Below are 20,988 nucleotides of genomic sequence, written 5' to 3'. Positions count from 1 at the left end.
AGCTTCTGCCTGTTGCCCCGCCGCCGTTTGGGAATTCTTCGCATCAGATAACGTCCTGACGTTTATCCTGTCGTCACCCCTTTACGAATGCGCTTCTCGTACGGTTATACCGTGACGACTGGGCAATGCGCCGAAACTGTTTTGTTGCGTTTTAAACGCGCAATTCTTTACTTAATTGATGAATTTCGGCATTATCTTGCCGGTTCAAAACTTGGTAGTGATACCCCAGAGGATTAGATGGCCAAAGAAGACAATATTGAAATGCAGGGTACCGTACTTGATACGTTGCCTAACACCATGTTTCGCGTAGAACTGGAAAACGGTCACGTGGTCACCGCGCACATCTCCGGTAAAATGCGCAAAAACTACATCCGTATCCTGACGGGCGACAAAGTGACTGTTGAGCTGACCCCGTACGACCTGAGCAAAGGCCGCATTGTCTTCCGTAGTCGCTAATTAATTTCGCCGCTGAAGGCGTACAGATATAAATAAGGCCGGGATATCCCCGGCCTTATTTTTTTATCTTTACGGATTGCTATTGATGCCTATATCGTAGCAGCAGTGAATGGGCGCGTGTGGGCAATTAACCTCTATACAAATGCGCATTGTCGGCGTTTTATCACTGCTTGTCTGGCAGTGAACAGAGCTCTGCCATAGTCTTCCAGTTGCTAAGCTGCCTGTACGGCAGTGAACTGAAGTGCTACGGCGCTATCTAATTGTTGCGACGCAAAATAATCCACATTCAGCCATTTCTACCCTTTTTCTGAGTGGTTATTTACGCGTAATAAAATCAATACGTTAATAATCATCTGAAAAAAGGGTTTGCATGGTGCCGGGAACTAGCCCGGCACGGTTCGATTAGAGGGAACGGTTTGTGACCTGAATCTGAGGGCCATTGAGTTCGTCAGCAATCGCGTGCGTGATGTCGTGCAGCAGGCCGGTAAGATGAGGGCGCATTTCGCCATCAACGTGTGAGATGAGCAAAACGTGATTTAACGCGCGGCAGTAATCACAAATCGTTTCGGTATCTTCTAAAAGCCACTCTTTTGCTTCAGAGGCTGATCATTTGCGCTTTCTACCACGTAAAAAATCGATCATCGATGTTGCCACCTCGCGTTGAAGGGCGTCCAGATAAACAGAAAGGCATCGACATATAGGTTGCATTTGCGAAAGAGAGCGGCAGTCGAGCAGCATTTCGGTAAGCAGGTTGCAGCGCTCCGCAAGAACCGGGAGATCAAAGTTATTCAGGCTTAATTCGCTGTACAATGGGTTAACGCTTTCTTTTGAATTCATCGGGTAATTCCTTCACACACATTGAATTTACCACCGCAGGAAACGCCAAATTCGCAGGCGGCGGACGAAAAGGAATTGGCGTACCAGTGTGTGTGTATACTGGCGCTTCAAAAGAAGCTCCCGATTCGCCCGCCAGAAGCAGAACTATACCCTTTTCCTTAGGGCGAACGAAACCACCGACAAAATATTGCCGATCACACACTTTCAGGACGCCAATCCTGACACCTGATTTTGCAGGTGCGCCGCCATTTTATGACTGTGCTTTTATCCAGCAATAGCGCGTTTTAAATTCTGGAAAACGCCTCGCAAAATTTTTCAATTTATACCGTGAAGCCAGACCAAGGCGTTCCTTCTGTAACAATGCCGGACACCTCAGGTGACCGGCATTAAAATAACGCCCTGTCTTAACGCAGAAAAATACCCGGAGGACAATCAGGTGTTGGCCACCTTATACCCAACACCAATTAAGTCATTGAGCTCACTTTCAGCAAACAGTCTTGCCCGGTAACACTCGCCAGAAAACTCCGGATAACCATCCAGTGAGCAAATTACATCGTAGACAGTGGCAATAATCTCACCGTTTACATCACTGATAAAAAATGAACGAGCATGATTGGTATAAATACTGTAATAGTCATTATGGTCGAAGACGGCACCCATAAAATCGGTTATTTGGGGAACGGTTTCGGAAGGAAGGTCAATACTAGGTTGCGCCTGGGTCACCGTATTTGTCGTGAGATTAACGGCGTAGAACATTACCCGAGCAGGATCGGTTTGATAGGGTTCAGCCGTTGCGTCGGCGGTAATGGCACGCGTAACGGCTTGCCCATCCGGATCAACGCAGGAGCGGTTATCAAATAACGAGAGAACAAATTTCCCCTGACTTACATCTGTATTGCCAATAAACTTACTGTTATGAGTGACACATACCGTATGGGCGCCATTTTCAAAGGCCGTGATACCAGACGTATCGAGCCCATTAGCAAAGAGAGCCCCATTAAATCCACCTGAATTTAACGTCCATAAAATTTCCCCATTTTCGGGAGAGATACCAAAGATAATACCCGTGGAGCGAGTGTGTACAATAATAGCTTCGCCGTTGACGTTACCTGCTGGGATCCAGGAAAGTGAGTTAAGATGAACGTCATTTGTCGGGCTGTTATTCAGGATCTGCGCATTATTAAAATCCCTGGTATAATTTCTGGCCCAGATCATCATCCCTGTATTGTCATCAAATTTTAGGATAGACGCATCCTGCCTCATGGTATTCGTCGATCGATCCGGGTTATCGTTACCGATCATATAGATATTACCGGCTGAGTCCCAGGCCAGATCGTGAGTATTGGCAAAACGATTGTTATTACTATCGCGTAGAGTAAATTCCAGAATAACATTGCCTAAAATATCAATTTTGAAAAACCGGCGGCCGTACCAGTGTTCATCTTCATCGCTCCCTATATAAAAGTAACCATTGTGGGTTCTTAACATCTGATTACGATAAGACTCGGAATAATAACAGCGGAGATCGCCATTCTGGTCATACCCATCGCAGTTTGTGGTCATTAGCCAACTATTTCCCCATACAGAGGTAAACTTTGTTGTATCCGTATGTTCAATATTCAAATGAAAAATAGTTGCATCGCGATAAACTTGCGTATCCGTTCGCACCATGATGATTTGGTTAAAAATCTCTATGCCATCCAGGTCTTTAAACATAACCCTGACTTGATTGGGATAATTGGCATAAAGTCCTATTACAGGAATTTTCACTATATTGTCGGTATTCTCAATAGTGACATCAGAAACGTAGTTGAAATCCACACTTGTTGGACTGGTATTTCTGGCTAGAACCGTATAAGAATACGTTACCGCCTCATCGATTATAAAATTAAGGTACGCCGCAAGCTGATTGTTTGCAGGGGCGAGATCCATATCTGTATAAATAATTGCCATATTAATCACCTGATAGTATTAGTTACTGTTAACGCTATTGACGCGCATTTCATTTACCTGCTGGGGGATGATTTGATTCCCTTTCAACAAATAATCAATCACCGCATTGGAAAGGTTATAGCCACCTTTTACCTGTTTATTCTGCCCCTGAGTAAATGCGTTAAAACCATCGCCTCCCGGCGCAAGGAAACTGTTGGTTGCGACGCGATAGGTTTCGTTATCAATAATGGGTTTGTCATTTAAGGTGAAAAGCACGACGCGCTGGCCCGTTGGTTTTTGCGGGTCGTAACGCATTTTCACGCCTTTTGACATTTGCAACACCCCATTCGTGAGGGACGCGCCATGCTCCATCAGGCTACGCAGGGCTTTACCGCTTAAATCCATTACAGTGAGTTCATTCGGGAATGGGAATGTGCTGATCACATCACCCAGTGTGATAGTCCCCGCATTGATATCCGCGCGAAGTCCCCCAGAATTCGTCAGCGCCAGCTGCGCATCAGGGGCTGCAATCAGCATCGCATCGGTAAATACGTTGCCCAACGGAGAAGACTCACCATACGCGCGAGTCAGCGTGATGGGCGTTGTTCCTACTTTTTGCTGGACCGTTTCTGACAGCGTTTTATTCCAGCTGTCGATGACCTTTTGCGTGGACGGGTCGGGCTTCCACTCATCGGCATAGAGCGTTTTCAGTTCAAAACTTTTTGTGTCGTGACGATGCTTTTCAGGATCCACATTGAGCACAAGCTTACCGATATTGATCCCGCCGCTGTCTGTCGAGAGCACCAGCGTCTGCCCAACTTTTATCGGCTCCGGTGTTCCCACATGTGCGTGCCCGGTAATCAGAATATCCAGTCCTTTCACCTGTCGCGCCGTTTGAATATCTTTATCAAGCGCCCGCCTGACATCTGCGCTGCCAATACTGGACTGCCGGGCAGGAAAACCTTCATGCATCAGCGCAACCGTGATATCGACTTTTCCGCGTAGTTCGTCCAGATAGTGCTGCAAATATTTCACTTCGTCCCGCGCCTCAATTCCCTGGCGCATTGAGGATGAAACCGTATCATCGAAAGCAAAAACACCATGCAGTCCAATTACGCCGATTTTCACCCCTTCCTTTTCAATAATGGTGTAGGGTTTATTCCAGAATAAAACATTGCTATTTTTATAAAACACATTCCCTAAAAGAACGGGGAATTTAGCCTGACTGAGTTGAAGCAACGTATTATCCCAGCCGTGATCGAACTCATGATTGCCTACCGATGCAGCATCAAAGGACATAGTATTCATAATATCTATGATTGCTTTCCCTTTCGTCAAACTGCTGATATAGGGACCGGTAAAATAGTCTCCGGCATCAAAATAAAATGTGGCTTTGTTTTTTGATTTTTCCTGCTTAACAAACGTGGCGATAGTTGCGAACCCACCGATAGCACGTTTCCCCTGAGCAACGTAAGGTAATTTATATGGCTCAACATGTGCATGAAGATCGTTGGTGTAAATGATGGTTACATCCTGTGCAATCGCCTGAGATAAATATCCAGACATCAACAGAACAGCGAAAATAGATTTTTTCATCTTAGCCTCTTTAATAAAATGACGATCTCCATTGTCATTTTAAAAGCGGCACAAAGTGTGAGCCTTCTCACGACATCAATGAAAAAGAATCGACAATATTATCGACTTACAAAATCAGTTGGCGAGGGATATGGAACGCACTTATAAAATACCGATGAATGTTTGTAAAAGTTGGTCATGTCCAAATCTCGGTATTCCGAACGCTGCTGACTATATTTATCCCGTATATCGGTTAGGATATGCGACGCTGGAATGCCAAAAATGCGGCAGCCTTCCTCCGCTTTTTAATGAAAAGGAGTGTGACGACTGGTTTTCTCTGTTTATGCACGAGAAACTGGGTGCGACAGGGCAAGGTTGCCCGCGTTGCTATACAACAACGATTATTCGCTATGGTCATACCCGTGCAGGAAGTCCACGTTTTCAATGCCGGGCCTGCCAGTATGTTTTCACCCCTCTGCAGATAAACAGTCGTCATCGCAGCAACATTGATTGGCTTTTATCTCAACTGGAACGCGGTCTGTATGCCGGAGAAATAACAGAACACAGAATATTGTCTCTGGCCGTTAACTGGTGTGAACGTCATCTTTACGGCTCCGCGCCATCCGTAACACATATTGCCACCTCAACGCTGGTTATCCCCTTTCAGGGCAACGTAGCCAACCAGTGTTTGTATGCTGTTATTAGCACCGATATTCATTCCGGAAAAGTGGTGCAAGTCACCACAAATTATTGTGACTGGAAGGCTGGCGCATCGCTGCTCTATCACGAAATCTCACCGCACTTTTCCCACGCCCTTCTGCCCCGTGATGTGGAATATGTCCACGAGCGGGAGGTGCACTTTATGAAGCGCAGCCAGTTTGATGAGATTCAGTACGGTAGCGCCAAACTTAAACGTAACGATCGGGGGAGTATTATTCGCCCAGCGGTGGCCATTCATAGCCATTTCCAGCGTTTGAAGCGACGCTTCCCGGATGTCATCCATCATTATCTTGCCCATGAATGCGTACTGCGCGGCGGTGCAATTACGGCGTGGTCCGCTCACGTTGGCATCGGGAAAACCGATCTCTGGTATATAGCAGAAAGCGCGACTGGCACTGTGTCAGCAGATAAACCTTTCCGCCTGACCGATACCCGGCGCATTGGGTGGTGGGAAAATGTTTGGGAGCGTTGGGAGAATGGCGAACAAAGCAAAATGATTGGGCTACTGACGGGACAACGACGCACGGAAGACCCGATATTAACCTCGCTGGGATCCTGTACCGCCTTTGTCACCTGGCTAAAAAAGCATCCCTGGTCATTGCGGAGTGACAGCTACGGACCGCGCGTGGTGAGTCAACATTTGGTGGCTCTCGGTTATATTTATAACCAACAGCTTGGCAGAACGGGCTGAATAACGGGTACTTTGAGCACATAAAAAAACCGGGCTAATGCCCGGTTTTTAAGACTCACGTTCAACTTAGTGTGCCGCTTCCGGCTTGTGCTTCTGCGCACTCTGGAAGTCATACGTCAGTTCGCCCTTCGCCTGATCCAGCGCCACAGTGACCTGCCCGCCGTCCACCAAAGATCCAAACAGCAGTTCGTTAGCCAGCGGTTTTTTCAGGTTATCCTGGATGGCTCGCGCCATCGGACGCGCGCCCATCGCACGGTCATAGCCTTTCTCGGCCAGCCAGTTGCGGGCCTCCTGGCTCACTTCCAGCGATACGCCTTTCTGATCAAGCTGAACCTGCAACTCGACGATGAACTTGTCCACAACCTGGTGAATCACCTCGGTAGACAAGTGATCGAACCAGATAATGTTATCCAGACGGTTACGGAATTCAGGCGTAAAGATCTTCTTGATCTCTTCCATCGCATCGGTGCTGTTATCCTGATGGATCAGGCCGATCGATTTACGCTCGGTTTCACGCACGCCGGCGTTGGTGGTCATCACCAGCACCACATTGCGGAAGTCCGCTTTGCGCCCGTTATTGTCCGTCAGCGTTCCGTTGTCCATCACCTGCAGCAGGATGTTGAACACGTCCGGGTGCGCTTTCTCGATTTCATCGAGCAGCAGAACCGCGTGCGGATGTTTGATTACTGCATCAGTAAGCAAACCACCCTGATCAAAGCCCACGTATCCCGGAGGCGCACCGATCAAACGGCTCACGGTGTGGCGCTCCATATACTCGGACATATCGAAACGCAGCAGTTCAATACCCAGCGCTTTGGAAAGCTGAACTGTCACCTCGGTTTTCCCCACCCCGGTCGGCCCGGCGAACAGGAAAGAACCAACGGGTTTATGTTCGTGACCCAGCCCCGCACGCGCCATTTTGATGGCTTCGGTTAAGGCTTCAATCGCTTTATCCTGTCCGAAGACCAGCATTTTCAGGCGATTGCCGAGGGTACGCAGCGTGTCGCGATCGCTCTGAGAAACACTCTTCTCAGGGATACGCGCGATACGCGCCACCACGGATTCAATGTCTGCCACGTTAACGGTTTTCTTGCGCTTGCTGACCGGCATCAGACGCGCACGCGCGCCCGCTTCGTCGATCACATCAATCGCTTTATCCGGCAGATGACGGTCGTTGATGTATTTCACCGCCAGCTCTACCGCCGCACGCACCGCTTTCGCGGTATAACGCACGTCGTGGTGCGCTTCGTATTTCGGTTTCAGGCCGTTGATGATCTGCACCGTTTCTTCAACGGACGGCTCAGTAATATCAATTTTCTGGAAGCGACGCGCTAATGCACGGTCTTTCTCAAAAATGTTGCTGAATTCCTGATACGTTGTCGACCCCATCACGCGGATCTTACCGCTCGACAGCAGCGGTTTAATCAGGTTAGCCGCATCCACCTGGCCGCCAGACGCCGCGCCCGCACCGATGATGGTATGGATTTCATCGATAAACAGGATGCTGCTGGTGTCTTGCTCCAGCTGTTTCAGCAAGGCTTTGAAGCGTTTTTCAAAATCACCACGATATTTCGTGCCCGCCAGCAGCGAACCAATATCCAGCGAGTAGATGGTGCAATCCGACATGATTTCTGGAACGTCGCCCTGCACGATACGCCAGGCCAGCCCTTCGGCAATCGCGGTTTTACCCACGCCCGATTCCCCCACCAGCAGCGGGTTGTTTTTGCGGCGACGGCACAGCACCTGAATCGCACGTTCCAGCTCTTTATCGCGGCCAATCAGCGGATCAATTCCGCCAACGCGAGCAAGCTGATTAAGGTTGGTGGTGAAGTTTTCCATACGATCCTCCCCGCCTGCTTGCTCTTCAGGATTGCTCGCCTGACTGCTGGAATCGGATGCCTGATTCGGCTCGTCTTTTCGCGTTCCGTGAGAGATAAAGTTGACCACGTCGAGTCGGCTGACTTCGTGTTTACGCAGCAGATATGCCGCTTGCGACTCCTGCTCACTGAAGATGGCAACCAGTACGTTTGCGCCGGTCACTTCGTTACGGCCAGAAGACTGGACGTGGAACACCGCGCGCTGCAATACGCGCTGGAAGCTGAGCGTCGGCTGAGTGTCGCGCTCCTCTTCACTGACGGGCAGCACCGGTGTCGTTTGTTCGATGAAGGCTTCGAGTTCCTGACGCAGCGCCACCAGATCCACAGAACACGCTTCCAGCGCTTCACGGGCAGATGGGTTGCTGAGCAGTGCCAATAGCAGATGCTCCACGGTCATAAACTCATGTCGGTGCTCACGCGCTCTGGCGAAAGCCATGTTTAAACTGAGTTCCAGTTCTTGATTGAGCATAGGCACCTCCCCCAATTTTTATGCCTTTTCAGGCTTTTTCCAGCGTACACAGCAACGGATGCTCGTTCTCCCTTGCATATTCGTTCACCATCGCCACTTTGGTTTCGGCCACTTCGGCGGTAAAAATGCCGCAGATGGCTTTGCCACGATAGTGAACGGTAAGCATCAGTTGCGTTGCACGTTCAACATCATAAGAAAAGAACTTTTGTAGCACGTCAATAACAAATTCCATCGGCGTGTAATCATCGTTCATTAACATAACTTTATACATAGATGGCGGTTTTAGCGCGTCGCGCACTTTGTCTTCCGCCAGTTGGTCAAAATCCAGCCAGTCGTTCTTCTTACTCATTGTCAGTCGTCATCATCGGTTACGGTTTCCGGCAGAACATCTTCGCTGACAGGAGTCGGTACATACTTTGAATCTACCTCAGATATCAGATAACAAACATCTATTAATGCCATCCGCGATATCTGTCACATTCCCGTCAATAGCGTTAACTGCTTCAAAAATTTGGTTGATTATTGTCCCAACTCCAGCGCCTGACACTTGACGCAATGGTTGGTTTATCTAAATTGTACAGGCGTGAGTTGGCGAGGTTTTGAACAGCCCCCACTCCACCACCGGTTCATTCCATCTTACTTAATAAGATATACGAAGGATGTCGAAGCATGGAAATGGGTACTGTTAAGTGGTTCAACAACGCCAAAGGGTTCGGGTTCATCTGCCCTGAAGGCGGCGGCGAAGATATCTTCGCTCATTATTCCACCATTCAGATGGATGGTTACAGAACGCTAAAAGCCGGGCAGTCGGTTCGGTTTGATGTTCACCTGGGGCCAAAAGGCAATCATGCCAGTGTCATTGTGCCCATCGAAGCAGAAGCTGTTGCATAGCCCTCTGATTCATTGTGTACATCCTCCAGTCAAAATGCCAGCCCGATCGGCTGGCATTTTTATTTCCGCTACTCGCGCGCCAGCGCATCCACCGGATCGAGCCGCGCCGCGTTGCGCGCCGGGAGCCAGCCAAACAACACGCCCGTCGCTGTTGAACATAAAAATGCCGTCAGCAGCGCAAACGGTGAGAAACCAATTTCCCAGCCGGGTAAAAACAGTTGCAGCGTAAAGGCAATCAGCATCGACAACGCAATCCCCAACGCACCGCCAACTAAACACACCAGCACCGCTTCAATCAAAAACTGTTGCAGCACATCGCTTGCCCGCGCGCCAACGGCCATACGAATACCGATCTCACGCGTACGTTCCGTCACGGACACCAGCATGATATTCATCACGCCAATTCCCCCCACCACGAGCGAAATAACCGCGACAAGCGTCAGGAACATCTGAAGAGTACGTGTGGTCTTTTCAGCCGTTTTCAAGAGACCGTCCATGTTCCAGGTGAAGAAATCTTTCTTGCCGTGGCGCAGCGTAAGCAGACGCTCAATCTGTTGCTCAGCCTGGGCGCTGTCGTATCCCTCTTTCACCCTCACGGTAATGGAGTTCAGCCACGACTGGCCCATAATCCGCCCGGAAATCGTCGTATACGGCAGCCAGACGCGCAAAATTTTGCTGCTACCGAACATCGACTGCTTTTCTTCTGCCACGCCAATCACCGTGGCTGGCATGTTCCCCACCAGGATCACTTCACCCACCACGCTGGATTTTCCCGGGAACAGCTGTTTACGCGAGTTTGCATCGAGCACGACGACCTGCGCTCTCCCTGCGAGCTGCTCTGCGTTGAAGGTGGCCCCTTCGCTGAACGTCATGCCATAAACATTGAAATAGTCGCCGCTGACGCCGTTCGCGCTGGCCGCAACGTCGATATTCCCGTAACGCAGGCGCAGGTTTTGCGAAACGGCCGGTGTCGCCGAGTTCACCCACGGCTGCTTCTGGATCGCCGCCAGATCGTCATATTTCAGCGCCTGCTGATTTTGCGGCTCATCGTCGCCAAAATCTTTACCAGGATAGACATCAATGGTGTTCGTACCAATCGCGCGAATATCCGCCAGCACCAGCTGTTTGGCTGCATCGCCCACCACCACAATCGACACCACCGACGCGATCCCGATGATAATGCCGAGCATGGTGAGGAGCGTGCGCATTTTATTCGCCGCCATCGCCAGCCAGGCCATGGTTAACGCCTCGCGAAAGCCGCTGACGAACTGCCCCCATCCCGTCGGTGGCGGCAGCACCTCTTTGTGCACGCCCGCGTGGTTTTTCCTGGCCGGTGGGTTGCTGATCAATTCGCCGTCATGGATCTCAATGATCCGCTCAGCCTGCGCAGCAACTTGCGGATCGTGGGTCACAATAATGACTGTATGCCCCTGATCGCGCAGCTGGTGCAGGATCGCCATCACCTCTTCGCCAGAATGACTGTCGAGCGCGCCGGTCGGTTCATCGGCCAGAATGACCTGTCCACCGTTCATCAGCGCTCGGGCGATACTGACGCGTTGCTGCTGCCCCCCGGACAGCTGCGAAGGCTGATAATCAACGCGCTCCGCCAACCCCAGCCGGGTTAATAATGCCTGAGCGCGTTCGAGACGTTTTTTGCGCTCAACGCCCGCGTAAACCGCAGGAACCTCAACGTTTTGCGCGGCCGTCAGATGCGAGAGCAAATGATAGCGCTGGAAAATAAAGCCAAAGTGCTCGCGCCGCAGTCGCGCCAGCGCATCGCTATCGAGAGTAGAAATATCCGTTCCCGCCACGCGATATGTGCCACTGGTCGGCTTATCCAGACAGCCCAGAATGTTCATCAGCGTGGATTTACCGGAACCTGACGCGCCGACAATAGCGACCATCTCGCCAGGCTCAACCTGAAGCGTGATCCCTTTCAGAACCTCCACCGCGCCCTCTCCGGAAGGATAGCTCCGGCGAATATTATTCAGCTCAAGCAACGCCGTCATTTAGCGGCTCCGGGCTGACTTTCGCCGATGACAACTTCCTCTCCCTCTTCCAGGCCTTTGACTATCACCACGTCAGTATCATTGCGCTCGCCAATCTCAACCTCACGTTCGCGCGTTTCGCCGTTACGCAGTACTTTGACTTTATAACGATTCACCCCCGCCGGTTCGCCGAGCGCCGCCAGCGGCACCGTCAGAACATCTTTCACACCGGTGAGCTGAATATGGACCTGTGCGGTCATTTCCAGACGCAGTACGCCTTTCGGATTGGGCACTTCAAAACGGGCGTGATAGAAAATAGCGTCGTTGACTTTTTCCGGCGTCGGCAGAATGTCTTTCAGCACGCCTTCATAACGCGTAAGCGGATCGCCCAGCACCGTAAACCACGCCTTTTGGCCCGGTTTGAGATGGATCACGTCAGCTTCCGAAACCTGGGCTTTAACCAGCATGGTGCCCATATCTGCGAGTGTCAGAATGTTTGGCGCTTGCTGCGCGGCGATCACCGTCTGACCCTGAAGCGTGGTGATTTGCGTCACTTCGCCCGCCATGGGGGCCACGATGCGGGTGTATTCAAGATTCGCTTTGGCCGTATCCAGCGACGCCTGGTTACGTTTGATTTGCGCGTCAATCGTGCCAATTTGCGCCTGCTTGACCGCCAGCTCAGTGGCTGCGGTATCCAAATCCTGACGCGAAATCGCCTGGGTTTTGGCCAGCGCCTGCTGACGCCCAAGCGTAACCTGTGCGAGTTTACGTTCCGCCTCGGCCTGACTGCGCTGCGCCCGCAGCTCCATCAGCGTCGCTTCCACTTCGCGGATTTGGTTTTCTGCCTGCTCAGGATCGATAACCCCCAAAAGCTGGCCTTTTTTCACTTTGTCACCAATTTCCACAGAGAGCGTTTTTAACTGACCACTCACCTGCGCACCGACATCCACTTTGCGCAGCGCGTCCAGCTTTCCGGTTGCAAGGACGTTTTGTTGCAGTTCGCCCGGCCGGACAATCAGCGTTTGGTAGTGCGGCACGGGCGCGTTCAGAACCTGCCATAGCCAGAAACCACCGACGATTACCACCACTGCCAGCAGAAGATAGAGCTTCCTGCGTTTTCCCTTAAGGTTCATAAATATTCCAAATAAATGTTCTGGCAATTATAACCGTTGATTCTATCTAAACTGTTCGTCAACGAAACCCCTGTTTTTGGTATCGCAAAACCTTTGTTGACGCGCTGTTGATTATAGACCTGCTGAAATACAGATCTTATCCTGAAGCCGGTAATCATCATGTCTTCCATCGTCGATACACCTTATTCACAGCAGCCTCAGCCAAAATCAGGCTGGCAGCTTTTCAAAAGTCTTGCTTCCGGTGAATATACGCCTGGCCTCGCCTGGCAAAACCCGTCGTATCGACGCAAATTCATGTTACGTTCACTGGCGACACCGTTCAGTACCACCCGCCTGCTGGCAAGCCTGGCAAAGCAACCGCGGCTGATGCAAATGATGCAGGTCCAGCCTGGGTTGCCGTGCCGGTTACATCGCCCGTGGCTGTCTGTGAATATGGATCGTCAGAAAACGCTCGACGCGCTGGCCTGGCATTATCAGACAATGAATTCTGTTCTTCCCGCCGCGTTGATGAATGGCTATTTATCCAAACAGGGCATGACGTTACTGACTCTGACGGGAAAAGACGAGCAACAGTTTACCGTTCGCCTCTGCGCCGATGCGTTTCTGGATAAAGAAGGCGAAGCGACGCTGGCGTTTTGCGATCGGGAAAATACCATTCTGGCTGAGTTGACCTTTACGCTCTGCCAGTTTGAGGGAAAATCGACGCTGTTTATCGGTGGCATGCAGGGCGCAAAAGCCTTTGTTCCGCATGAACTAATCCAGGGGGCGACCAAAGCCTGCCACGGCCTGTTCCCGAAACGTCTGCTGGTGGAAGCCGCCATGACGCTGGGCGCGGTCTTCCCGGTTGAGCAGATTTTGGCGGTCAGTAACGCTACGCATATTTATCGTAGCTGGCGCTATCGCAAGAAAAAAGAGGGCAAACTGCTGGCGGATTACGACAGTTTCTGGCGCTCCATTGGTGGCGAACAGCACCCGACCGGCAATTTTTCGCTCGCGCTCGAAATGCCCCGCAAGCCGATGGAAGATATCGCGAGCAAGAAACGCGCCGAGTACCGTCGTCGCTATGAGCTTCTGGACAGCCTGATCGCTCAGGTTAATCAGGCCGCACGCAGCTAATCCGCTTTCCCGCGTGCCAGCCACAGCACGCGGGAAAACATTTTCCGCAGCAACGTGGGCACAGACTCGACGCCCCTTCTTCCCGCCTCCGCCGCCACTTCAATCGCCAGATCGGGTTTTGATGAGCGATGAATCGCCTTCGTGATCACCCGCCGCATGTTCATCGGCACATTGACCGGTATCATCGCCACCCGGTGAAAAACGTCGTCAAAACCCTGACGATACATAAAGTGTTCCATGTCCATCGCCGGCAATGCCGTGAGATGCACGCGCTCCTCTTCGCCGTTATTACCCAGCACACCGCGCACGGTGCTGGCGTATTTTTTCCCGGCTTCATCACCATCCACCAGCACGTGCCATTCGATGCCCATACGGCTCGCAAACTTAATCAGCGGCTTTAAACCAGACTGGGCGAACTCAATGACTTTGATGCCTTCCGCATCGAAATGATGCCCGCACTGGCGCGCCAGTTCGTTGATCACCCAGGTTTCGGTTTCCCCTTCAACCAGGAGCCAGCAGCGCGCAAACAACGAAGACGCGCGATTGAAACGAATATGAAAGGCAATGCGGCGACCATCTTCGGCGCTCAATCCGCCAGGGCCGAGGCGGAACGCCGTGACGCGTGAGGACTCGCGCACCAGCCGACAGACGTGCTCGACGGGCGTCAATGAAAGCAGTTCTCCGGAATTGGTGGTGGTGATGCGCTGGAGCGGCAGCAGATTGAGCAGATGCCATGCCACCGAAAGCATGATGGGATGCAGCCGCGTTTCAGGATCTTCGACGAGCAGCAGCGGACGGGCATCTTTGTCGAGCTGAACGTTGCCTTTCGCCTGCAACAGCGTGGAGAACAATCCCAGCAGGATGACGCGATGAGACCGTCCGCCAGGTTTATCGATCATCCGGTTGATAATGTCCAGATAGCGCCAGCTGCGCTGCTCGTCATACGAACGGCGGCGCATTAGCCGGTTATGCGTTTGGGTTGTCCCTTGCTCAGAAAAATAGTGCTCCAGCAGTTGCACCATCGCTGACAGCCCCTGGCGAATTTGCCCGTCAGTCAGATTTTGCGGACGTGCCACCAGCTCGCGCGCCAGAAAGTCCAGCTCGCGGGCCGTCACTTCGACTTCAGGCAAATGAGGCACCGTACCGTTACGGATCCGGCGCATAAAACGTGCGTCCCGCAGACGTAATACCGGCATCAGGCGCACCAGATGGCGAGCCTGTTCGTCGATATTCTCAAGCGCTATTTGATGACCTTTGGCATCCATAAACCCGCGCAGCGTCAGCACGGTGTCGTCTTGTGCCAGTTCACCTTCCAGACGGTAAAAAATGCGCTGGTAATTGTCATCACACGGCACCCAGCAGGGTGAAAGCGGGCGATAACGCCGAACGCGGTGGCGACCGGGTTCAAGTTCGCGGAAAGTCAGAATGATATGCAGATGACGTTCTCGCCCCAGGATATCGCCGGGCGGGAACCAGAAATCTTCCCGAGCAAAGCTGTACAGTTCCGTTCCAGGCGCAAGCAATAAGGTTAATGCATCCAGAAGACTGGATTTACCCCAGGCGTTTTCACCGATCAGAACATTGTTCTGTTCCAGCATGAGCGACAAACGATTAATGCCGCGAAACCCGACAATCTCCACACGCTCGAGAAGCATATAACCCCCGCGAATTAGTCACTTTTTCCTTCAAGTTATCAGGAGTATAGCGCCCAGCGACGAGACAGAACACTCTGGCGTCGGTTTGGTGTTTTGTCACGCAGAGTTAAAATCAGAATTTGCTCGCGAGCTTTCATTTGAAATACACCCTGCCGCGCAAGATACTAAGCGTCCAGAATTGAGCTACGCTTTATTTCAGCCCAATTCCAATAATAACTAACATCACATTGCCTTAAATCAAATTAACAGAATTTATTTAAGTGGCATTGCTAAGTTATTGCTTTCTAAAATATCGGCTCTTTGAGTCGTCATCCTTTTAGGCGATATACAGCCGTACGCAGAATAGCGTATGGAATTTAACGAGGTGGTTATGTTTAGAAAATTAGCGGCGGAATGCTTTGGTACATTCTGGCTGGTATTTGGTGGCTGCGGTAGCGCAGTGCTTGCAGCAGCATTTCCGGAATTAGGCATTGGTTTTGCGGGTGTGGCTTTAGCTTTTGGTTTAACGGTATTAACCATGGCATTTGCGGTCGGGCATATTTCCGGCGGTCACTTTAACCCTGCCGTGACATTAGGTCTGTGGGCCGGCGGTCGTTTCCCGGCAAAAGACGTGATTGGCTATATTATTGCCCAGGTTGTCGGCGGCATTATTGCAGCGGCGGTTCTGTATGTTGTCGCCAGCGGTAAAGCTGGCTTTGATGCGACAGCAAGCGGTTTTGCCTCAAACGGTTACGGCGAACACTCTCCTGGCGGCTTCTCTATGCTGTCAGCGATAGTGATTGAAATTGTCCTGACCGCCGGTTTCCTGCTGGTGATTCACGGGGCGACAGACAAAAACGCGCCAGCGGGATTTGCGCCAATTGCTATCGGCCTGGCGTTAACCCTGATTCACTTGATCAGTATTCCGGTGACCAATACCTCGGTTAACCCGGCACGCAGTACCGCCGTCGCCCTCTTCCAGGGTGGCTGGGCGCTTCAGCAGCTGTGGCTGTTCTGGGTGATGCCAATTATCGGCGGTATTTTGGGTGGCGTGCTGTACCGCACCCTGCTTGAAAAGCGTCGTTAATTCACTCCGCGACTCAGCCGGGTGGTCTTTGTGCCACCCGGCTTTTATTTTGCATCTTTACTGAGCAGTCTTTATTGGGTAGTGTCTCTGGCGCTATTCAGATACTTATAAAGGACAGGCTGTTCATGTTTTCAGGACTTTTAATCATTCTGCTGCCACTGGTAGTGGGCTACCTTATTCCTCTCCGTCACGCCTCCGCTTTAAAACTCATTAATCGCTTTCTGAGTTGGATTGTTTACGTGATCTTGTTTTTCATGGGGATAAGCCTCGCATTCCTGGATAATCTGGCCGCCAATCTGCTGTCAATCCTCCATTATTCCATTGTCACTATTGTGGTTATTTTGGCGTGTAATATTGCCGCGCTGTTATGGCTCGAACGAAGCATTCCGTGGAGAAATCATCACCAGCAAGAAAAATTGCCCTCACGAATTGCGATGGCGCTGGAGTCATTAAAACTGTGCGGTGTGGTGGTGCTGGGTTTTCTGCTCGGCCTGACAGGGCTTGCGTTTTTACAGCACGCAACCGAAGCCAGCGAATATACATTAATTTTCCTGCTGTTCCTGATTGGTATTCAGCTGCGTAATAACGGCATGACCCTGAAACAAATTGTGCTAAATCGCCGAGGGATGATTGTCGCGGTGGTCGTCGTGGCAAGCTCCATGGTCGCGGGGGTGATTAACGCGTTTATTCTCGATCTGCCGCTAAAAACCGGCCTGGCGATGGCATCAGGGTTTGGATGGTATTCGTTGTCCGGTATTTTACTCACCGAATCATTTGGTCCGGTTATCGGCAGCGCCGCGTTCTTTAACGATCTGGGTCGAGAACTGATCGCGATTATGCTCATTCCGGGGCTGGTGCGTCAGAGCCGCTCAACGGCGCTCGGCCTGTGCGGAGCCACATCGATGGACTTCACGCTGCCCGTTTTACAGCGCTCGGGTGGGCTGGAGCTGGTGCCTGCCGCCATCGTGCATGGTTTTATTTTGAGTCTGCTTGTACCGATTCTGATGGCTGTTTTCTCCGCCTGATACCTCTCTGGCGGTAGCCCTCTACCGCCAAAATTGCGCTAAATCAATATCCCTTTACTTTGTAGAAGAAAGAACTTTTCTACGACCAGCCAAGCGCATAATCTTAAACATGTATCTAAAATATAACTTTAACAGGTGTGATTATGTTTTGTGTGCAATGTGAACAAACCATCCGTACCCCCGCCGGCAACGGCTGCTCCTACTCGCAAGGTATGTGCGGTAAAACTGCAGAAACGTCTGACCTTCAAGATCTCCTGATTGCGGCCCTGCAAGGCCTGTCCGCCTGGGCCGCAAAAGCGCGTGAATACGGCATTGTGGATCACTATGTCGATAACTTCGCACCGCGCGCCTTTTTCTCCACGCTGACTAACGTGAACTTCGACTCTCCGCGCATCGTGGGCTACGCGCGTGAAGCCATTGCCCTTCGCGAAGCACTGAAAGCACAAAGCCTGAATGCAGATGCCAATGCTGCGGTGGATAACCCAATGGCTGACCTGCAACTGGTGAGCGACGATCTGGGCGACCTGCAGCGTCAGGCGGCGGATTTCACCCCGAATAAAGATAAAGCGGCGATCGGTGAGAATATTCTCGGCCTGCGCCTGCTGTGCCTGTACGGCCTGAAAGGCGCGGCGGCCTATATGGAACACGCCCACGTACTCGGTCAGTACGACAACGACATTTACGCCGAGTACCACAACATCATGGCGTGGCTGGGGACCTGGCCTTCCGATATGAACGCGCTGCTGGCGTGCTCAATGGAAATCGGCCAGATGAATTTCAAAGTGATGAGCATTCTGGATGCGGGCGAAACCGAGACTTACGGTCACCCAACGCCAACGCAGGTGAACGTGAAAGCGACTGCCGGTAAGTGTATTTTGATCTCCGGACACGACCTGAAAGACCTCTACAATCTGTTGCTGCAAACTGAAGGGACAGGCGTTAACGTCTACACCCACGGCGAAATGTTGCCTGCACACGGCTATCCGGAGCTGCGCAAATTCAAACATCTGATCGGTAACTACGGCAGCGGCTGGCAGAATCAACAGGTGGAATTTGCCCGCTTCCCAGGCCCCATCGTGATGACCTCAAACTGCATTATCGATCCGACCGTCGGTTCTTACGATGATCGCATCTGGACCCGCAGCATTGTCGGCTGGCCGGGTGTGAGCCACCTCGAAGGTGATGATTTCGCACCGGTTATCACCCAGGCACAGCAGATGGCGGGCTTCCCGTTCAGCGAAATCGAACACATGATCACCGTGGGCTTTGGCCGCGAAACCCTGCTGGGTGCTGCTGATTCTCTGATCGATCTGGTGAGCCGCGAAAAACTGCGCCACATCTTCCTGGTGGGCGGTTGTGACGGCGCACGGGGTGAACGTAACTACTTCACTGATTTTGCCACCAGTGTCCCGCAGGATTGTCTGATCCTGACCCTGGCCTGCGGTAAATACCGCTTCAACAAACTGGACTTCGGCGATATCGAAGGCCTGCCGCGTCTGATTGATGCCGGTCAGTGTAACGATGCGTACTCAGCGATTATCCTGGCGGTGACGCTTGCAGAGAAACTGGGCTGCGGCGTGAACGATCTGCCGCTGTCTCTGGTGCTCTCCTGGTTCGAACAGAAAGCGATCGTGATCCTGCTGACCCTGCTGTCGCTGGGTGTCACCAATATCGTCACCGGTCCGACCGCGCCGGGCTTCCTGACCCCGGACCTGCTGGCCGTGTTGAACGAGAAATTCGGTCTGCGTTCCGTGACGACCGTAGAAGAAGACATGCAGCAACTGCTGAGCGCGTAAGGAGTATTTATGACGATGCCAACCTCACAATGCCCGTGGCGGATGCAGGTTCATCACATCCATCAGGAGACGCCGGATGTGTGGACGCTTTCACTGCTGTGCCATGACTTCTATCCGTACCGTGCGGGTCAGTATGCGCTGGTTAGCGTTCGCAATGCTGCCGACACGCTGCGTGCGTACACCCTTTCCTCGACACCGGGCGTGAGCGAGTACATTACGCTCACCATCCGCCGTATTGACGAGGGCGCGGGATCGCAGTGGCTGACCAACGACGTTAAGCGCGGGGATTATATTTGGCTCTCCGATGCGCAGGGGGATTTCACCTGCGACGACAAAGCCGACGATAAATTCCTGATGCTGGCTGCGGGTTGTGGCGTAACGCCGGTGATGTCGATGCGTCGCTGGCTGGCAAAAAATCGTCCGCACGCTGACGTGCAGGTTATCTTTAGCGTGCGCTCCCCCGACGATGTGATTTTTGCCGACGAATGGCGAAATTATCCTGTGACGATGGTGGCAGAAAATAACGCCACTCACGGTTTTGTCGCCGGTCGTCTGAGCCGTGAACTGCTGCAAAGCGTGCCGGATATCGCGTCGCGTACGGTAATGACCTGTGGGCCTGCGCCGTACATGGACATTGTCGAAAAAGAGGTACACGCGCTCGGGGTGACTCGCTTCTTTAAAGAGCAGTTCTTCACGCCAGTGGCAGAAGCCGCAACCAGCGGCGTGAAATTCACCAAGCTACAACCGGCGCAGACCTTTTTCGGTCGCGTTGGCACCACGCTGCTGGAAGCGCTGGAAAGCAACAAGGTTCCGATTGTCGCCGCCTGCCGTGCTGGCGTGTGCGGTTGCTGCAAAACGAAAGTGGTGTCCGGTGACTATACCGTCAACAGCACCATGACGCTGACAGAGGCAGAAATCGCCGACGGCTACGTGCTGGCCTGTTCCTGTCATCCGCAGGGTGATTTGGTACTGGCGTAAATTAATTCTCACCTGTTAAAACGCGAAAGGCCAGCATCTGCTGGCCTTTTTATTTGGCGTATTTCTAAGCTGCCTGTACGGTAGTAAACTGAAGCAATCTTCACCTTTCCTTTTGAAATTCGATTCCAGCGCGGCAAACCCTTTTTTCCTGGATACTCATTCCACTCAACAATATCAATATCTTAACCAGCACCCACAAAAAAGGGTTCCGAAGAACCCTTTTTGTAGATGTTGGTTTTTATCTCGATATAAGCTCGCGCCGCCCGGATAAAACCTTACTTCCAGGCCGGGTCTTTGGCTAAGGCATAGCGCCCAGCACCTAAAAACGCCACGGCTAACGCGCCGATAAAGAAATACACCAGACTTTCGATCGCCCATGCGCCTACTGCGTCCAGCGCGAACGTTTTGCCGGTGCCGACCATCAGCCAGGCGACAATCATCGTAAAGGCCAGCACCAGCGCTGCCGGACGCGTCAGAATGCCCAGCACAATCAGCACAGGCGCAACCACTTCGCCAATCAACACACCATAGGCGATAAACCCTGGTAATCCTTTTGCCACCAGCATGCCGCTAATGCCATCCACGCCGCCAATCAGCTTGTGCATCCCGTGGAACAGCATTAACCCACCAACGGCCAATCGCAGTAACAGCTTGCCAAAATCTTCATGCGTTAGCGTTTTATTAACAGCAATTAACAATGATTTAACCATCTGAAATGATTCCTGTTTTTAATTGAAGTCTCAACAGAATATGACGAATTGTTGCACAATGAAAGTAACTATT

Annotated in this window: 17 protein-coding genes; 8 read left to right on the top strand and 9 right to left on the bottom strand. The window is 51.8% G+C overall.

Going from position 1 to position 20,988, the window contains the following annotated elements; all coding sequences use genetic code 11:
• The first annotated feature begins 237 nt into the window (after positions 1 to 237).
• Positions 238 to 456 carry a translation initiation factor IF-1 gene (gene infA, locus I6L74_RS15375; RefSeq protein ID WP_002211347.1) on the top strand — a complete coding sequence of 73 codons (219 nt, stop codon included), beginning with the start codon at positions 238 to 240 and terminating at the stop codon, positions 454 to 456.
• A 606-nt stretch (positions 457 to 1,062) separates the two neighbouring features.
• Here the strand turns inward: infA and I6L74_RS21645 are convergent.
• The 3 genes from I6L74_RS21645 to I6L74_RS15360 all read right to left on the bottom strand — a co-directional run bounded on the left by I6L74_RS21645 (position 1,063) and on the right by I6L74_RS15360 (position 4,821).
• Positions 1,063 to 1,293: a hypothetical protein gene (locus tag I6L74_RS21645; RefSeq protein ID WP_341476143.1), complete on the bottom strand. Its 231-nt coding sequence runs from the start codon at positions 1,291 to 1,293 to the stop codon at positions 1,063 to 1,065.
• Between the two features lie 432 nt (positions 1,294 to 1,725).
• Positions 1,726 to 3,246, bottom strand: a complete 1,521-nt coding sequence (locus tag I6L74_RS15365) for an aryl-sulfate sulfotransferase N-terminal domain-containing protein (RefSeq protein ID WP_059178471.1) — start codon at positions 3,244 to 3,246, stop codon at positions 1,726 to 1,728.
• Positions 3,247 to 3,264: 18 nt separating this feature from the next.
• A complete protein-coding gene (locus tag I6L74_RS15360) occupies positions 3,265 to 4,821 on the bottom strand; it encodes a bifunctional metallophosphatase/5'-nucleotidase (protein WP_059178472.1) in 1,557 nt (518 codons plus the stop codon).
• A gap of 130 nt (positions 4,822 to 4,951) precedes the next feature.
• Here I6L74_RS15360 and I6L74_RS15355 point away from each other — a divergent pair, with 130 nt between their 5' ends.
• Positions 4,952 to 6,211 carry an IS1/IS1595 family N-terminal zinc-binding domain-containing protein gene (locus I6L74_RS15355; protein ID WP_128131020.1) on the top strand — a complete coding sequence of 420 codons (1,260 nt, stop codon included), beginning with the start codon at positions 4,952 to 4,954 and terminating at the stop codon, positions 6,209 to 6,211.
• 66 nt (positions 6,212 to 6,277) lie between these two features.
• On the opposite strand, the gene clpA is transcribed toward I6L74_RS15355, so the two are convergent.
• Both clpA and clpS read right to left on the bottom strand, forming a co-directional pair.
• Positions 6,278 to 8,557, bottom strand: coding sequence for an ATP-dependent Clp protease ATP-binding subunit ClpA (gene clpA, locus I6L74_RS15350; protein WP_059178474.1), 2,280 nt, complete (start codon positions 8,555 to 8,557; stop codon positions 6,278 to 6,280).
• Between the two features lie 28 nt (positions 8,558 to 8,585).
• On the bottom strand, positions 8,586 to 8,906 hold the full coding sequence (gene clpS, locus I6L74_RS15345; RefSeq protein WP_012016798.1) for an ATP-dependent Clp protease adapter ClpS: 321 nt from the start codon (positions 8,904 to 8,906) through the stop codon (positions 8,586 to 8,588).
• Between the two features lie 320 nt (positions 8,907 to 9,226).
• Between clpS and cspD the strand changes: the two genes are divergently transcribed.
• Complete coding sequence (gene cspD / locus I6L74_RS15340) at positions 9,227 to 9,448, top strand: cold shock-like protein CspD (RefSeq protein ID WP_059178475.1); 222 nt, start codon at positions 9,227 to 9,229, stop codon at positions 9,446 to 9,448.
• A gap of 68 nt (positions 9,449 to 9,516) precedes the next feature.
• Here the strand turns inward: cspD and macB are convergent, their stop codons facing one another.
• Positions 9,517 to 11,457, bottom strand: a complete 1,941-nt coding sequence (gene macB / locus I6L74_RS15335; RefSeq protein ID WP_059178476.1) for a macrolide ABC transporter ATP-binding protein/permease MacB — start codon at positions 11,455 to 11,457, stop codon at positions 9,517 to 9,519.
• Positions 11,454 to 12,569: a macrolide transporter subunit MacA gene (macA, locus tag I6L74_RS15330; RefSeq protein WP_059178477.1), complete on the bottom strand. Its 1,116-nt coding sequence runs from the start codon at positions 12,567 to 12,569 to the stop codon at positions 11,454 to 11,456. Before macA ends, macB begins: the two co-directional genes overlap by 4 nt.
• Positions 12,570 to 12,728: 159 nt before the next feature.
• Between macA and I6L74_RS15325 the strand changes: the two genes are divergently transcribed.
• Entirely contained in the window at positions 12,729 to 13,685 is a 957-nt protein-coding gene (locus tag I6L74_RS15325) for a VirK/YbjX family protein (RefSeq protein ID WP_059178478.1), read from the top strand.
• Here the strand turns inward: I6L74_RS15325 and I6L74_RS15320 are convergent.
• Positions 13,682 to 15,340, bottom strand: coding sequence for an ATP-dependent endonuclease (locus tag I6L74_RS15320; RefSeq protein ID WP_059178479.1), 1,659 nt, complete (start codon positions 15,338 to 15,340; stop codon positions 13,682 to 13,684). The genes I6L74_RS15325 and I6L74_RS15320 overlap by 4 nt on opposite strands.
• Positions 15,341 to 15,689: 349 nt before the next feature.
• Here I6L74_RS15320 and aqpZ point away from each other — a divergent pair, with 349 nt between their 5' ends.
• From aqpZ to hcr, 4 genes are all read left to right on the top strand, one after another.
• Entirely contained in the window at positions 15,690 to 16,406 is a 717-nt protein-coding gene (gene aqpZ / locus I6L74_RS15315; RefSeq protein ID WP_323486270.1) for an aquaporin Z, read from the top strand.
• A gap of 125 nt (positions 16,407 to 16,531) precedes the next feature.
• Entirely contained in the window at positions 16,532 to 17,431 is a 900-nt protein-coding gene (locus I6L74_RS15310) for a LysO family transporter (protein WP_059178480.1), read from the top strand.
• Between the two features lie 143 nt (positions 17,432 to 17,574).
• Complete coding sequence (gene hcp / locus I6L74_RS15305) at positions 17,575 to 19,227, top strand: hydroxylamine reductase (protein ID WP_059178481.1); 1,653 nt, start codon at positions 17,575 to 17,577, stop codon at positions 19,225 to 19,227.
• A gap of 9 nt (positions 19,228 to 19,236) precedes the next feature.
• Positions 19,237 to 20,205 (top strand): NADH oxidoreductase, encoded by a 969-nt coding sequence (gene hcr / locus I6L74_RS15300; RefSeq protein ID WP_059178482.1) that lies wholly within the window; start codon positions 19,237 to 19,239, stop codon positions 20,203 to 20,205.
• Between the two features lie 275 nt (positions 20,206 to 20,480).
• Here hcr and I6L74_RS15295 read toward each other — a convergent pair whose 3' ends face one another.
• Positions 20,481 to 20,915: a DoxX family protein gene (locus tag I6L74_RS15295; RefSeq protein ID WP_059178483.1), complete on the bottom strand. Its 435-nt coding sequence runs from the start codon at positions 20,913 to 20,915 to the stop codon at positions 20,481 to 20,483.
• Between the last annotated feature and the right edge of the window lie 73 nt (positions 20,916 to 20,988).

The organism is Lelliottia amnigena (genome assembly GCF_019047465.1).
Lineage (GTDB): Bacteria > Pseudomonadota > Gammaproteobacteria > Enterobacterales > Enterobacteriaceae > Enterobacter > Enterobacter amnigenus.
This window is presented reverse-complemented; position numbering and strand designations above follow the sequence as displayed.

What these genes read in the sequence shown, in the direction of transcription:
- infA (WP_002211347.1), top strand. Translation starts at nt 238, where the DNA reads ATGGCCAAAGAAGACAATATTGAAATGCAGGGTACCGTACTTGATACG.
- I6L74_RS21645 (WP_341476143.1), bottom strand. Translation starts at nt 1,293, where the DNA reads ATGAATTCAAAAGAAAGCGTTAACCCATTGTACAGCGAATTAAGCCTG.
- I6L74_RS15365 (WP_059178471.1), bottom strand. Translation starts at nt 3,246, where the DNA reads ATGGCAATTATTTATACAGATATGGATCTCGCCCCTGCAAACAATCAG.
- I6L74_RS15360 (WP_059178472.1), bottom strand. Translation starts at nt 4,821, where the DNA reads ATGAAAAAATCTATTTTCGCTGTTCTGTTGATGTCTGGATATTTATCT.
- I6L74_RS15355 (WP_128131020.1), top strand. Translation starts at nt 4,952, where the DNA reads ATGGAACGCACTTATAAAATACCGATGAATGTTTGTAAAAGTTGGTCA.
- clpA (WP_059178474.1), bottom strand. Translation starts at nt 8,557, where the DNA reads ATGCTCAATCAAGAACTGGAACTCAGTTTAAACATGGCTTTCGCCAGA.
- clpS (WP_012016798.1), bottom strand. Translation starts at nt 8,906, where the DNA reads ATGAGTAAGAAGAACGACTGGCTGGATTTTGACCAACTGGCGGAAGAC.
- cspD (WP_059178475.1), top strand. Translation starts at nt 9,227, where the DNA reads ATGGAAATGGGTACTGTTAAGTGGTTCAACAACGCCAAAGGGTTCGGG.
- macB (WP_059178476.1), bottom strand. Translation starts at nt 11,457, where the DNA reads ATGACGGCGTTGCTTGAGCTGAATAATATTCGCCGGAGCTATCCTTCC.
- macA (WP_059178477.1), bottom strand. Translation starts at nt 12,569, where the DNA reads ATGAACCTTAAGGGAAAACGCAGGAAGCTCTATCTTCTGCTGGCAGTG.
- I6L74_RS15325 (WP_059178478.1), top strand. Translation starts at nt 12,729, where the DNA reads ATGTCTTCCATCGTCGATACACCTTATTCACAGCAGCCTCAGCCAAAA.
- I6L74_RS15320 (WP_059178479.1), bottom strand. Translation starts at nt 15,340, where the DNA reads ATGCTTCTCGAGCGTGTGGAGATTGTCGGGTTTCGCGGCATTAATCGT.
- aqpZ (WP_323486270.1), top strand. Translation starts at nt 15,690, where the DNA reads ATGGAATTTAACGAGGTGGTTATGTTTAGAAAATTAGCGGCGGAATGC.
- I6L74_RS15310 (WP_059178480.1), top strand. Translation starts at nt 16,532, where the DNA reads ATGTTTTCAGGACTTTTAATCATTCTGCTGCCACTGGTAGTGGGCTAC.
- hcp (WP_059178481.1), top strand. Translation starts at nt 17,575, where the DNA reads ATGTTTTGTGTGCAATGTGAACAAACCATCCGTACCCCCGCCGGCAAC.
- hcr (WP_059178482.1), top strand. Translation starts at nt 19,237, where the DNA reads ATGACGATGCCAACCTCACAATGCCCGTGGCGGATGCAGGTTCATCAC.
- I6L74_RS15295 (WP_059178483.1), bottom strand. Translation starts at nt 20,915, where the DNA reads ATGGTTAAATCATTGTTAATTGCTGTTAATAAAACGCTAACGCATGAA.